Annotated in this window: 14 protein-coding genes; 6 read left to right on the forward strand and 8 right to left on the reverse strand. The window is 65.1% G+C overall.

Annotated features, from left to right (window positions below):
* Positions 1 to 17: 17 nt before the first annotated feature.
* From ISP25_RS18405 to miaB, 5 genes are all read right to left on the reverse strand, one after another.
* Entirely contained in the window at positions 18 to 1,235 is a 1,218-nt protein-coding gene (locus ISP25_RS18405) for a lipoprotein N-acyltransferase Lnb domain-containing protein (protein ID WP_404615902.1), read from the reverse strand.
* Positions 1,236 to 1,384: 149 nt separating this feature from the next.
* Positions 1,385 to 2,236, reverse strand: a complete 852-nt coding sequence (locus ISP25_RS18410) for an HlyC/CorC family transporter (RefSeq protein ID WP_404615903.1) — start codon at positions 2,234 to 2,236, stop codon at positions 1,385 to 1,387.
* Positions 2,237 to 2,576: 340 nt separating this feature from the next.
* The gene (ybeY, locus tag ISP25_RS18415) at positions 2,577 to 3,035 is read right to left on the reverse strand and encodes an rRNA maturation RNase YbeY (RefSeq protein WP_404615904.1); all 459 of its coding nucleotides are present in this window, start codon (positions 3,033 to 3,035) and stop codon (positions 2,577 to 2,579) included.
* Positions 3,032 to 4,018: a PhoH family protein gene (locus ISP25_RS18420; protein WP_404615905.1), complete on the reverse strand. Its 987-nt coding sequence runs from the start codon at positions 4,016 to 4,018 to the stop codon at positions 3,032 to 3,034. Before ISP25_RS18420 ends, ybeY begins: the two co-directional genes overlap by 4 nt.
* Positions 4,019 to 4,154: 136 nt before the next feature.
* On the reverse strand, positions 4,155 to 5,498 hold the full coding sequence (gene miaB / locus ISP25_RS18425) for a tRNA (N6-isopentenyl adenosine(37)-C2)-methylthiotransferase MiaB (protein ID WP_404615906.1): 1,344 nt from the start codon (positions 5,496 to 5,498) through the stop codon (positions 4,155 to 4,157).
* Between the two features lie 259 nt (positions 5,499 to 5,757).
* On the opposite strand from miaB, the gene ISP25_RS18430 reads away from it, so the two are divergent.
* On the forward strand, positions 5,758 to 6,771 hold the full coding sequence (locus ISP25_RS18430) for a lytic transglycosylase domain-containing protein (protein ID WP_404615907.1): 1,014 nt from the start codon (positions 5,758 to 5,760) through the stop codon (positions 6,769 to 6,771).
* Between the two features lies 1 nt (position 6,772).
* Here ISP25_RS18430 and ISP25_RS18435 read toward each other — a convergent pair whose 3' ends face one another.
* Positions 6,773 to 7,945 carry a S1C family serine protease gene (locus ISP25_RS18435; protein WP_404615908.1) on the reverse strand — a complete coding sequence of 391 codons (1,173 nt, stop codon included), beginning with the start codon at positions 7,943 to 7,945 and terminating at the stop codon, positions 6,773 to 6,775.
* 189 nt (positions 7,946 to 8,134) lie between these two features.
* On the opposite strand from ISP25_RS18435, the gene petA reads away from it, so the two are divergent.
* From petA to ISP25_RS18460, 5 genes are all read left to right on the forward strand, one after another.
* Positions 8,135 to 8,740, forward strand: a complete 606-nt coding sequence (gene petA / locus ISP25_RS18440; RefSeq protein ID WP_192156795.1) for a ubiquinol-cytochrome c reductase iron-sulfur subunit — start codon at positions 8,135 to 8,137, stop codon at positions 8,738 to 8,740.
* A complete protein-coding gene (locus ISP25_RS18445) occupies positions 8,740 to 10,041 on the forward strand; it encodes a cytochrome b (RefSeq protein WP_192156793.1) in 1,302 nt (433 codons plus the stop codon). Before petA ends, ISP25_RS18445 begins: the two co-directional genes overlap by 1 nt.
* A gap of 31 nt (positions 10,042 to 10,072) precedes the next feature.
* The gene (locus ISP25_RS18450; protein ID WP_404615909.1) at positions 10,073 to 10,804 is read left to right on the forward strand and encodes a cytochrome c1; all 732 of its coding nucleotides are present in this window, start codon (positions 10,073 to 10,075) and stop codon (positions 10,802 to 10,804) included.
* A 75-nt stretch (positions 10,805 to 10,879) separates the two neighbouring features.
* On the forward strand, positions 10,880 to 11,503 hold the full coding sequence (locus ISP25_RS18455; protein ID WP_404615910.1) for a glutathione S-transferase N-terminal domain-containing protein: 624 nt from the start codon (positions 10,880 to 10,882) through the stop codon (positions 11,501 to 11,503).
* A 20-nt stretch (positions 11,504 to 11,523) separates the two neighbouring features.
* The gene (locus tag ISP25_RS18460) at positions 11,524 to 11,949 is read left to right on the forward strand and encodes a ClpXP protease specificity-enhancing factor (protein ID WP_192156787.1); all 426 of its coding nucleotides are present in this window, start codon (positions 11,524 to 11,526) and stop codon (positions 11,947 to 11,949) included.
* A gap of 62 nt (positions 11,950 to 12,011) precedes the next feature.
* On the opposite strand, the gene ISP25_RS18465 is transcribed toward ISP25_RS18460, so the two are convergent.
* Positions 12,012 to 12,476 carry a DUF3301 domain-containing protein gene (locus tag ISP25_RS18465; protein WP_404615911.1) on the reverse strand — a complete coding sequence of 155 codons (465 nt, stop codon included), beginning with the start codon at positions 12,474 to 12,476 and terminating at the stop codon, positions 12,012 to 12,014.
* A 37-nt stretch (positions 12,477 to 12,513) separates the two neighbouring features.
* On the reverse strand, positions 12,514 to 13,356 hold the full coding sequence (gene nadC / locus ISP25_RS18470; RefSeq protein ID WP_404615912.1) for a carboxylating nicotinate-nucleotide diphosphorylase: 843 nt from the start codon (positions 13,354 to 13,356) through the stop codon (positions 12,514 to 12,516).
* Positions 13,357 to 13,359: the final 3 nt, after the last annotated feature.

A 13,359-nucleotide genomic window follows, 5' to 3' on the forward strand; every position in this document is an offset into this window, starting at 1 on the left:
CGCGCCCAAAACTGTCCTCACGATCGTGCCGGGGTCACGCGGCGCAAGTTCCACGCTAGTGCCAGCCAGACCGGCAGGGCCAGCAGTATCCAAGGCTGGTTCTGCTGCACGGCGCCAGGCAGCAGGTGCAGCGCCACGGTGGCAAGCACCGCGAACAATTGCAGCATCAGCACGATGTTGGCGAAACGAGTGGGGGCGATGCCGTGGCGGACGCGCCACAAGGTGGGCAACAGGAGAAAGGCGAGCGGGCTGAACAACAGCAGGTTGGCGTTGGCCCAGGCGGAGTGGTGGCTGGTGAGCGTCCACAGCGCGAGCAACACGATGCCGACGAGGCCGGCGGCGATGAGGTAGAGCGTGCCGAGTAGTGCGTGCGCCGTTGGCCGGCGCCGCGCGGTCAGCGCGAGCACGATGGCGAAGATCAAGCCGGCTATGCCGAGCGGCATGCGTAGATCGGGTGCCAGTGCCGGCGGCACCGAAACATGGTTGGGTGACAGCAGTTGCTCGTCCTGCACCAATGGTCGCTTGCCACCGTGATCGTCGGTTACGCGGACGTCGCGCAGGTTCGCCTGCAACTCGGCGGGAAGGAAGCTTCCCTGCCACGCATTGAGCGGTTGGTCGGCATAGGGGCCGAGTCCCAGGTCGAGCAGCAACATGAGCCAGGGCTGGGCGCTCATCAGGCGGTCGGTCTGCTGGCGGTAGGTCATGCCGGCCGCTTGTGCAGTCAGGTGCGCCTTGATGACACCGCCAAGCGCCTTGTCCAATGCATCCCGCACGCGGGTGGTGCAGTTGTCGGCGTAGTAGTCGTAGTTGTAGCCGGCGTTTTCCGGGCGCAGGTTCCAGAGCAGGAAGTCGCGCAGCGCGGCGGCCTGCCCCGGCGAGAGGGCCAGATGCTGGCGCGTGATCGAACGGCCTACTTGCACGTAGTAGCCCTCTTCGTCCTCGGTGGGCTCGGCATCCATCAGGTAGTGCATGCGGCCGCGTGCGAAGTTGAGGAAGAAGTTCTTCTCGTTGAAGTCGAACACGCCGTAGTTGAAGTTCATCGCCTCGCCGCTGACGGTGTCACGCAGCTCCAGCGCGTCGTGGCCGAAGCGCTCCCAATACACGTCGCCGGGCCCATAGGTGACCAGCGAGACTTCCAGGTTGGCGCCAGGAGCATTGGCGATGCTCGCATGGGCAGGCAAGACGGCCAACAGGAGCAGGACAAGGAAGGTGAGCAGGCGGGCGGTAGGGCGCATGGGTTCCGGGCTTTTCATCTTCCCCTGCACGCAGGGAAAGCATGGGACGAGGGAAGGTTTGTGACGAGAGGTGTATCCCGCTGCACCCTTCCTCTGCAACCAGGGGAGGGGTGAAAGCCATAGCCCATTGGTCACTGCAGATGCGTGGCTCAGGCGTCCGACGCGCGGCGTGACACGTGGAACTGTTGCACGCGGCGGTCATCGGCTTCGGTGACGTGGAACCGGAATTCACCTGCCGTAGTTTCCTCGTCCACTTCGGGCAGGTGGCCAAACTCGGCGGTGACGAGGCCGCCGATGGTGTCGAACTCTTCGTCGGAGAAGTCCGCGCCGATTTCCTCGTTGAAGTCCTCGATGGGCGTGAGCGCGCTGACCAGCCATGAGCCGTCGGCCTGGACATGAATCTGCGCCGGCTCTTCCGCGTCGTCGTGCTCGTCGTCGATCTCGCCGACGATCTGCTCGAGCACGTCCTCAATGGTGATGAGGCCGGCCACGCCGCCGTATTCGTCCACCACCATCGCCAGATGGTTGCGGCTGCGCCGGAACTCCGCCAGCAGCACGTTGAGGCGCATCGACTCGGGAATCAGCACCGCGGGGCGCAGGATCGCCCGGATGTCGAAATCGGCGCCGTTGCCGAAGTACTTCAACAGGTCCTTGGCCAGCAGCACGCCGAGGATCTCGTCCTTGTCCTCGCCGTGCACGGGAAAGCGCGAATGGCCCGATTCGACTACGGCGGAAAGGATGTCGGAAAGCGGGGCGTCGGCGGCGATCATCACGATCTGCACGCGCGGCACCATCACGTCGTCCACGGTGAGCTCGGTGACCTTGAGCGCGCCCTCCAGCATGGGCAGCGTGTCGGCGCTCAGCAGGCCGTTGGCCTGGGCGGTGCGCAGCTCGTCGATCAGTTCCGCGCGGTTGCGCGGTTCGCCGGAAAACAGGTGGCCCAGTCGATCCCACCATTTGCGATGGGCCGGGCCGCTGGTACTGCCGGGGTCGTCGTTCATTACTCGGGTTGCAACTGCCCGGATGCGGGCGGAAGCACGAGTCTAGCGGAAAAAGCGTGACAGTTCAGGGTGTAAGAGCCTGCTCACGATCTCCAGGCACCCCCACGTTGCCATCGATTGGGCGTCCGGTGGAAGTGCGTGGCGCAATGCCCGACTACTGTCAGGTCAAGCCGCGCGCTGCCGTATGGCGCTCAATCGATGACAACGCGAAGGGCCGGGTTTGTTTGCGCGTAGGCTTGCGTCATCGCTCGGTCTTGGACGCACGTCCACTCCTTCGCTCTTCCTTGGCCTGCACGCAAACAGCCTCCGGCGCAGAGTGTTTGGAAATCGTGGGCAGCCGTCACGCATAGGGATCGGCGATGCCCAGGCCGGCGAGGATGCGCGTTTCCAGCGCCTCCATCGCCACGGCTTCGGCCTCGACGATGTGGTCATGGCCGAGCAGATGCAGCACGCCGTGCACGGTGAGGTGGGCCCAGTGGTCGTGTGCGCGCTTGCCTTGTTCGGCGGCTTCGCGTGCCACCACGGGGGCGCAGATCACCATGTCGCCGATCAGCGGCAACTTCATGCCCGGCGGCAGTTCCGCCTCGAAGGACAGCACGTTGGTGGCGTAGTCCTTGCCGCGGTAATCGCGGTTGAGCGCACGGCCTTCGCCGGCATCGACGATGCGGATGAAGAGTTCGGTGGCTTTGCGCCGCTTGGCCCCATGCAGCGCGGCTTCCACCCAACGGCGGAAGCTGGTGGACGACGGGATGCCGGCGCGTGGTACGGCATAGCCCACATGCAGAGTCGTCGTGCTCACCGCGTTTGTTCCTCGGATGCCTGCTCGAAGGCCTCGTAGGCGCGCACGATCTTCGCCACCAGCGGGTGACGCACGACGTCGCGCGAGGTGAAGAAGGTGAAGCTGATGCCGTCCACGCCACGCAGCACTTCCACGGCATGGCGTAGGCCGGAGCGCACATTGCGGGGCAGGTCGACCTGGCTGACGTCGCCGGTGATCACCGCCACCGAGCCGAAGCCGATGCGGGTGAGGAACATCTTCATCTGTTCGACGGTGGTGTTCTGCGCCTCGTCGAGGATCACGTAGGAGTCGTTGAGCGTACGGCCTCGCATGTACGCCAGCGGCGCGATCTCGATCACGTTGCGCTCGATCAGCTTGGCCACCTTTTCGAAGCCGAGCATCTCGTACAGCGCGTCGTACAGCGGGCGCAGGTAGGGGTCGACTTTCTGCGAGAGGTCCCCGGGCAGAAAGCCCAGTTTCTCGCCGGCCTCGACGGCAGGACGCACTAGCAGCAGGCGTTGCACGCGGTTCGCCTCCAGCGCCTCCACCGCGCTGGCCACGGCGAGGTAGGTCTTGCCGGTGCCCGCCGGGCCCACGCCGAAATTGATGTCGTGGCGCGCGATGGCGTGCAGGTAGCGCGCCTGGTTCGCGCCGCGGCCTTTGATCACGCCGCGCTTCACCTTGATGGCGACTTCCTGTGCGCCCTCGCCCGCGTCGTCGGTGAGAGAATCCACGCCCGATTCGGCCAGGTGCAGATTGATCTTCGCGCCGTTGAGGGTCTCGTTCTCTGTGACGACGTACAACGCGCGCAGCACCTTCTCGGCGGCGCGCGCGCCGGTTTCCTCACCGATCACCCGGAACAGGTTGCCACGGTGGTCGATCTCCACGCCCAGGCGCAGTTCGATCTGGCGCAGGTGCTCGTCGAACGGCCCGCACAGGCTGGCGAGCCGGGCGTTGTCTTCCGGGGCTAGGGCGAAATCGCGTTCGTTGAGGCCTGGGGTCATGCTTTTGGGCTTCCTCTCCCCTCCGCGGAGAGGATTGAGGTGAGGGGATGGTCTTGCGAAAACCTGCGGAGCGTGTGGCCAGATTGACCCCTCACCCCGCTCCTCTCCCCGGAGGGGAGAGGAGGTAAATCAAATCTCAGGCGGCCGCTTCGGCCAGCGCGTGTACGCGCCCGCGCAGCGAGTTGGTCATGGCGTCGGTGACGAACACGTCCACGAAGCGGCCGATCATGCGTGCGTCGCCGGGGAAGTTCACGTAGCGCATGTTTTCGGTGCGACCGGCGAGTTCGTGCGGGTTCTTGGTGCTGGGCTTTTCCACCAGCACGCGTTGCACGGTGCCGACCATCGCCTCGTTGATGGCCCTTGCCTTGGTGTTGATCGCGGCCTGCAGGCGTTCCAGCCGTTGATGCTTCACCGCCATCGGTGTGTCGTCGGCAAGGCTGGCCGCCGGGGTGCCAGGGCGGGCGGAGAAGATGAAACTGAAGCTCTGGTCGAAGCCCACGTCCTCGATCAGCTTCATGGTCTTCTCGAAATCCTCGTCGGTTTCGCCGGGGAAACCCACGATGAAGTCGGACGACACGCAGATGTCCGGGCGCACCGCGCGCAGCTTGCGGATCTTCTGCTTGAACTCCAGCGAGGTGTAGCCGCGCTTCATCGCCGCGAGGATACGGTCCGAGCCGGCCTGCACCGGCAGGTGCAGGAAGTTGGCGAGCTTGGGCACGCTGGCGTAGGCCTCGATCAGCGAGTCGGAGAACTCCAGCGGATGCGAGGTGGTGAAGCGGATGCGGCCGATGCCCTCGATCTGCGCGATGGCGTGGATCAGCACGGCAAGATCCGCGATGCCGCCGTCGTGCATCGGGCCCCGGTAGGCGTTGACGTTCTGGCCCAGCAGATTCACTTCGCGAACGCCCTGTTCGGCGAGCTGCGCCACTTCCACCAGCACGTCGTCGAACGGACGGCTGATCTCGGTGCCGCGGGTGTAGGGCACCACGCAGTAGCTGCAGTACTTCGAGCAGCCTTCCATGATCGAGACGAAGGCGGTGGGGCCTTCGGCGCGCGGCTCCGGCAGCTTGTCGAACTTCTCGATCTCGGGGAAGGAGATGTCCACCTGCGGCTTGCCGCTTTCGCGGCGCGACTCGATCAGCTCGGGCAGGCGGTGCAGGGTCTGCGGGCCGAACACCAGGTCCACGTAGGGGGCGCGCTTGATGATGGCCTCGCCTTCCTGTGAGGCGACGCAGCCGCCCACGCCGATCAGCACTGGCCTGCCGCCCTGCTTGTGTTCCTTCCAGCGGCCGAGCTGGCTGAACACCTTCTCCTGCGCCTTCTCGCGGATCGAGCAGGTGTTGACCAGGATCACGTCCGCCTCGGACTCGTCCTGGGTCAGCTCCAGGCCGTGCGATGCCTTGAGCACATCGGCCATCTTGGCCGAGTCGTACTCGTTCATCTGACAGCCGTGGGTCTTGATGAAAAGCTTGCCGCTCATGGTGCTGGTTACCGTGGTTGCGCGAGGCGCGGCGCGGATTGCGCCGAACCGCGCATTTTACGCCGGCTGGCCCTTGCCTGCCATCAGCGGGCTTGTCGGATCAGATACTTGAGGCGGTTCGTTGCGCGGGCATGGTGCACGAAACGATGCGATCGCTCTTGGCGCGGAAGTCGCACGGCGGCACACTGCCGCCATGTTTGAAGCCGTGCGCCACAGGGGGAACGCCGGCCGGCCTGATCCCGGTTCCCCAACGACCAGCATGATCCTTGCACGGATCGCGCTGGGCTGCGCCCTGCTGGCGGCATTCTGGCTGCCGAAGGCGCACGCCAGCACCCTGTACCGCTGCACCGGAGCCAGCGGCGAAGTGGCATATACCACCAGTACGGTGGGCTTTCGGGGATGCAGCCGCATAGCGGGTGCCCAAGGTCCGGCGCTGCGTCGTGCCGTGGCGAAACCGGCGGCGTCCCTGTCCGGCGTGACGGGGCGCGTGTACAGCGCGAGCATCGACCGATTGCCTTTGGCATCGCTGGCGCAGGTAACCAGCGAGGTATTCACCACGGCCCGGCCGGCATCGGAAGGAATGAGGGGAGTCGCTGCAGCCGAGGCCATGCCGAAGACAAATTCGGCGGCAGACAGCGGTCCAGGCGCCAACCCGGCACAGGATCAACAGACGCGCCACTACATAGAAACGCACTACTACAAAGTAGTGCACGCCGACGGCAGCGTGTATTTCGGCGATTCCATACCCATGCGGCAAAACGGCGATGTGCTGACGAAGAACGTGTTGATGATACTCACCTGTATCGCCTGCGATCTGCACTCGAATATCCATTGGGACACCGTGCATCTCAACACGGCCGACTACGCGGATGCCATCCAGCTGGCCAGCCGGGAATCGGGCGTGGACGAAGCCTTCATCCGGGCGATCATCCACGCCGAGAGCGCGTTCAATCCGCGCGTGCAGTCGATCAAGGGGGCGCAGGGATTGATGCAGCTGATGCCTGGCACGGCTGTCAGCATGGGGGTCCTCGACGCGTTCGACCCCAGCCAGAACATCCGCGGCGGAGCGCGTTACCTGGCCTTGCTGCTGCGCACCTTCAACGGGAACAAGCACCTCGCCGCTGCGGCCTACAACGCCGGCCCCGGGGCGGTGGAGAAGTACAACGGCGTACCTCCCTATGCGGAAACGCAGGTTTACGTCGAGCGCGTGGATACCCTGCGCAAGCGTTACGAGGCGAAGCTGCACGAGCCGCAGGCGGAGCGCTCGGGCTGAGTCACTGCTGCTCGCCGTTGTCGGTCGCCGCGGCCGCGCTCATCGGCGGCCGTTCGGCCAGCGTGGCCGTGACATGGAATGGGCTGCCGTTGCGCAGCCCGGAGATTTCCACCTTGGTGCCGGGCTTGATTGCCGCTTCGCGCCGACGCAGGTCTGCCGGGTCGCGGATATCGTCGTCGCCGATGCGCAGAAGGATGTCGCGCGACTGGATGCCGGCCAGCGCTGCGGGACTGCCCGGGTAAACGTCGACGACCGAGGCGCCGCGCGCAGCCGGCGGCAGGCCGCTGTTGGCGTCCACCGGCACGAAGGTGTAATCGGCGCCCAGCCAACCGCGCACCACGTGACCGGTGGCGACGATCTGATCCAGCACTTTCTTGGCGGTCCCGGCCGGAATGGCGAAGCCGATGTTTTTGGTGTTCGTGGTCTGGTTGATCAGCAAGGTGTTGATGCCCACCAGCTGGCCCGTGGTGTTGACCAGGGCGCCGCCGGAATTGCCGAGGTTGATCGCCGCATCGGTCTGGATGAAATCCTCGGCGCTGGAGGCGTTCAACTGGCGCCCCACTGCGCTGACGATGCCCATGGTCACGGTCTGGTTGAGGCCCAGCGGGTTGCCGATCGCCAGCACCACGTCGCCGGGGCGCAGGTTCTGCTCGGCGAGCTGGATTACCGGCAGGTTGCCGGCGTCGATCTTCAACACGGCGAGGTCGGTTTCATCGTCCGCACCGACCAGGGTGGCCTTGGCCACGCGGCCGTCGTACAACAGTACCTGGATGTCGGTGGCGTGCGAGATCACATGGTAGTTGGTGAGCACATAGCCCTGCGCGCTGACGATCACGCCCGACCCGAGCGTCTGTTCGCGGCGCGCATAAGTGGTGAGCGTGCCGCCGAGCATCTGCTGCAGGATGGGGTTGTCGTACATCTTGATCGCCCGTTCGTTGACGATCTTGTCGGCATAGATGTTCACCACCGAGGGCGCCGCCGCGGCGACCGCATCGGCATAGGACGCGGGGGCATGGAGGGGCGGTGCGTCGTTGGTCTGCGCGACAGGCAAGTGCAGGCGCGCACGAAGGCGCTCGCCGCTGGCCGGCCAGAGCAGGCCGATCACGAAGGCCGCGGCCAAGCCGGCGACGACACAGCGGGCGAGGAAGGCGAGCGTGCCGGCGGCATGTTTCATGTCGTGCTACGAGTCCGTGACGGGCGGGCTGGCGGTGGGTTAGGCTGGCGACGACGAGCAGCGTCGAATAGCCGCAGCCCTTTTATTGTACGGTGTGGGGGCTGACGCTAGACTAACGCGATTCACAGGGGTTCCAATCTGATTGCTGGGCGCGAGCCCTTCTTGACGCAGCAAGTACCGGAGAGCCTGATGGCGAACGAAGTCGTCGATCATGGCCGCCGCCGGTTTCTCACGTCGGCCACCGCAGTGGTCGGTGGCGTGGGGATCGTGTCGGCAGCCGTGCCCTTCATCAAGTCGTGGGAACCCAGCGCGCGAGCCAAAGCCGCAGGGGCTCCGGTCACCCAATCCCTCAAAAAGATAGAACCAGGCCAGCAATTGATCGTCGGCTGGCGCAGCCTGCCGGTATTCATCGTCAACCGCTCGCCGTCGCAGTTGGCCGCATTGCCCAAGCAGGACGCGCGGCTCGTCGACCCGAAATCCGACGGCGCCTCCGCCGCTCAGCAACCCAAGTACGCACAGAACGAAACGCGCTCGATCAAGCCCGAGTGGCTGGTGATGATCGGCATCTGCACCCACTTGGGCTGCGTGCCGAATTACGTGCCGGACCTCAAGCCCGAGCCGTTCGACCCGAACTGGCAAGGCGGCTACTACTGCCCCTGCCACCACTCGCGCTACGACATGGCCGGCCGTGTATACCAGGGTGTGCCTGCGCCTAAGAACATGGAAATTCCGCCGTACCACTTCATCGACGATACGACCGTGCAGATCGGCGTGGATCCGAAGGAGGGCGCGTGATGGCCAACGTATTCGTCCGCATCGGCGACTGGGTCAACGAGCGTGCGCCCGGCCTCGCGCCGACGTACCGCAAGCACATGACCGAGTACTACGCGCCGAAGAACTTCAATCTCTGGTACTACTTCGGCTCGCTGGCAATCCTGGTGCTGGTCAACCAGATCGTCACCGGCATCTTCCTCACGATGAACTACAACCCGAGCGCGGCCGGCGCCTTCGACTCGGTGCAGTACATCATGCGCGACGTGGAGTGGGGCTGGCTGATCCGCTACATGCATTCCACCGGCGCATCGCTGTTCTTCGTGGTGGTGTTCCTGCACATGTTCCGCGGCCTCATGTACGGCTCGTACAAGAAGCCACGCGAGCTGGTGTGGCTGCTCGGCATGCTGATCTTCCTGGTGTTGATGGCCGAGGCCTTCATGGGCTACGTGCTGCCCTGGGGCAACATGTCGTTCTGGGGCGCCAAGGTGATCGTGTCGCTGTTTGGCACCATCCCGGTGATCGGCAGCCACCTGGTCGAGTGGATCATGGGCGACTTCCTGCCCGCCGACGCCACGCTCAACCGCTTCTTCGCGTTGCACGTGATCGCGCTGCCGATCGTGCTGCTGCTGCTGGTGGTGCTGCACCTGGCCGCGTTGCACGAGGTGGGTTCCAACAACCCCGACGGCGTCGACGTCAAGCACGGCCCCAAGGGCAACCGCTGGGACGCGCTGAAGCCGGCCGACGGCATCCCGTTCCATCCGTACTACACGGTGAAGGATCTGTTCGGGGTTGGTTTCTTCCTGATCGTGGCAGCCTTCATCATCTTCTTCGCGCCGACCTTCGGCGGCTGGTTCCTCGAGCACGACAACTCGATCCCGGCCAACAACCTGGTTACCCCGGCAGAGATCAAGCCGGTGTGGTACTTCACTCCGTTCTACGCGATCGTGCGCATGATCCCGTCATTCGCAGGCACGGCCGTGTGGGGTGTGCTGGCGATGTTCGGCGCAATCGCGGTGCTGTTCCTGCTGCCCTGGTTCGACCGTGGCCAGGTCAAGTCGGTCCGCTACCGGGGTACCGGCTACAAGGTGGCGCTGACGTTGTTCGTGATCGCGTTCTTCGGCCTCGGTGCGGTGGGTGCGGGCATCACCGCGGAGGTGATCCCCGCATGGTTCGGCAACGTCGACCTGACCACGTGGGAGAACGCGTTCGGCCGCACGATGACGCTGATCTATTTCGGCTTCTTCGCTTTCCTGTGGGCCTACACACATTTCGGCTGGGAAAAGACCAAGCCGGTTCCGGATCGGGTGACGACGCATGACTAAGCCGACGCTCTTGATGAAGCCCGAGCTCCTGATGAAGCGACTCCTTCCTGCATTTGCGCTGGCTCTTGGCCTGCTGTTTGCCGGTCAGCCGGCGGCGCATGCCGAAGGCGAAGGGCAGTTGATGGCGTCCGGCTCCAACATCCGCGACCAGGCCTCCCTGCAGCGCGGCGCCAAGCTGTTCTTCAACTACTGCGTGGGCTGCCACTCGCTGAAGTACATGCGTTACTCGCGCATCGCCGACGATCTCGGGCTGACCGAGCAGCAGGTGATGCAGAACCTCAACTTCACCGGCGCCAAGTTCGAGGATCCGGTGATCTCGCACATGCCGGCGGAGGACGCGACGAAGTGGTTCGGCAAGGCCCCGCCGGACCTGTCGCTGGAAGTGAGTGCGAAGACCGCCGACTGGGTCTACACCTACCTCAATACCTTCTACCTCGACCCGAAGAGCCCGATCGGCTGGAACAACACCACGCTGCCGAACGCGGCGATGCCGTTCCCGCTGTGGGAACTGCAGGGCGAGCAGGTGGCAGTGACCAAACCCGGCTCCGATGAAGCGGAGAAGCTGGAGCTGGCGCATCCCGGCAAGCTGACCCCTGGGCAATACCAGCAGGCCACGCGTGACCTGGTGAACTTCCTGGAGTACGTTTCGGAGCCGGCGGCCCTGCAGCGGCATCACTACGGGGTCTGGGTCCTGCTGTTCCTGGCGCTGTTCACCCTGCTGGCCTACCTGCTCAAGAAGGAATACTGGAAAGACGTCCACTGATTCCCGGCAGCAATACCATCGAATGCGGCGGCCAGGGGCTGCCGCATTCGCGCAACCGCAACAGGAATATCGCGCATGGTTCCAAGCGCCCGCTCACGCAATGCACTCACCCTCTACACCACGGCCGATGACATCCAGTGCCATCGTGCCAGGCTGGTGTTGGCCGCCAAGGGCGTCAGCTACGAGCGCGCACTGGTCGAGCCGGGCAAGCCGCCGGAGGATCTGCGCGACCTCAACCCCTACGGCAGCACGCCCACCCTGGTGGATCGTGACCTGACCCTGTACGACGCGGGCGTGGTGTGCGAATACCTCGACGAGCGCTACCCGCACCCGCCGCTGATGCCGATCGACCCGCTCTCGCGTGCCAGGTTGCGCGTCGCTGCGGTGCGCATCGAGAAGGACTGGCTGGTTGAGGTGGATACCATCCGTGCCGGTGGGCGCACCGCCGAACCTGCGCGCAAGCGCCTGCGTGCGCACCTGCTGGCGGCGTTGCCGTTGTTCAAGGCATCCAAGTTCTTCCTCAATCCCGAGATGAGCCTGGCAGATTGCCTGGTGGCGCCGGTGGTCTGGCGCTTGCCGTGGCTGGGCGTGGATCTGGGGCGCGAGGGCAAGCCGATCTTGGATTATGGTGAGCGGCTATTCCACAGCCAGGGTTTTGCGCGCAGCATGACCGAGCAAGAAAAGGCCATGCGACCCTGATGAGCGAAGCAACGCAACCGATGACTTCCAATCGCCCCTACCTGTTGCGGGCGATCTACGACTGGATCAGCGACAACGGCCTGACCCCGTACCTCTTGATCGATGCCAGCGGCGAAGGCGTGCGCGTGCCGCCGCAAGTGATCAAGAACGGCCAGGTGGTACTCAACATCGCGATGCGCGCGGTGGCGAACCTGGAACTCGGCAACGACTGGATTGGGTTCTCTGCGCGCTTCTCTGGCGTCAGCCAGGTGGTGCGCATCCCGGTCGGCTCGGTGCTCGCGCTGTACGCGCAGGAGAACGGGCAGGGGATGATGTTCCCGACCGACGAGGAAGGTGGCGATACACCACCGCCCGCGCCAGCGCCCGACGAGCCGCCATCCAGTCAGGGCGGTGCGGGCGGCGACAAACCCAAGCGCGGTGCACCGTTCCTGCGGGTCATCAAATAAGACAATGTTTCCGGATGCGGGGCGCTCGATGAGCGTAACCGGGCTCCGGGTGTCGATCGATCTCAGTGCAGTGTGTTGCCGCCGCTGGAGCGGCGGCGTGGACGTAGCGGGATCACATTGCTGCTGGCAGCGCCGTCCGCGTGAGGTGCGCCCGGCTCGGTGGGTGGATGCCACGTTTCCGTGCCGGCGGCCGGGATATCGAGCTGATCCGACGGCGAGAGCACGACCGTGGGCAGCCGCAGCTCGCTGAGCGTGTCACCCAGTACCCACAACGAAGCCTGTTCGCGATCCGCGCCGTCGATGCTCACTTCGAAGCCGTAGCAGCGCTCCAGTCGCTGGCGGCCGGCCACACGACGCAGCCGCAATGCACGCAATCCCACGGACTCGTCCAGCATTTGCAGGCCGTAGCGTTCGCACTGCAGGCGCGCTTCGGTGGCCGCGCGGTCGCGCGCGGCGCTCAACTTCAGCCACAACGCTATCGCGGCGACCAGTGCCAGCAGTATCAGGAGATCATGGATGTTGCCCATGCATGCAGTGTGTGGGCAGGCGGCGCGGCGTGCAAGTTCAGGAAATGCGCAGGCGCAGCGAAAGGTCAACCGCGTGTACGTGCTTGGTCAACGCACCGACCGAGATGAAATCGACCCCGGTGCGTGCGTATTCGCCAATCGTGCGCAGGTCGACGTTGCCGGAAGCTTCCAGCGGCACGCGCCCCGCGGTGAGCTGCACGGCCTCGTCCATCAGCGGCACGTCGAAGTTGTCGAGCATGATGCGATCCACGCCGGCGTCCAGCGCCTGCTCCAGTTCGTCGAGGTTCTCCACTTCGACTTCCAGCAGCAGGTCGGGATGCAAACGGCGCGCGGCCGTCACCGCGGGAACGATCCCGCCGGCGGCGATGATGTGGTTCTCCTTGACCAGGATCGCGTCGTAAAGGCCGATGCGGTGGTTGTGGCCACCGCCGCAGCGCACGGCGTATTTTTGCGCCAGGCGCAGGCCCGGCACGGTCTTGCGCGTGTCGAGCACGCGCGTGCGGGTTCCGGCCACCGCTGCCACGTAGGTGGCCGTAGCGGTGGCGGTGCCGGAGAGCAGCTGCAGGAAGTTCAGCGCCGAACGCTCGGCGCTCACCAGCGAACGGGCATGGCCGAACAGCCGGCAGATCGTGGTATCCGGTGCCACGCGCTCACCCTCGCGCACCTGCCAATGGATTTGCACGGCGGGATCCAGGCGCCGGAAGCAGGCATCGAACCATGGCGCGCCAGCAATCACCGCGTTGTCGCGGCAAGTGAGCACGGCATCGGCCACGGCGTCGGCCGGCAGCAATTCAGCGGTGGCGTCGCCCTTGCCGAAATCCTCGGCAAAAGCGCGTTCCACGTCGGTGGCGATCAAGTCGGAGCTGGGCGGGTCGAACATGAA

This window comes from Rhodanobacter hydrolyticus (assembly GCF_044904645.1).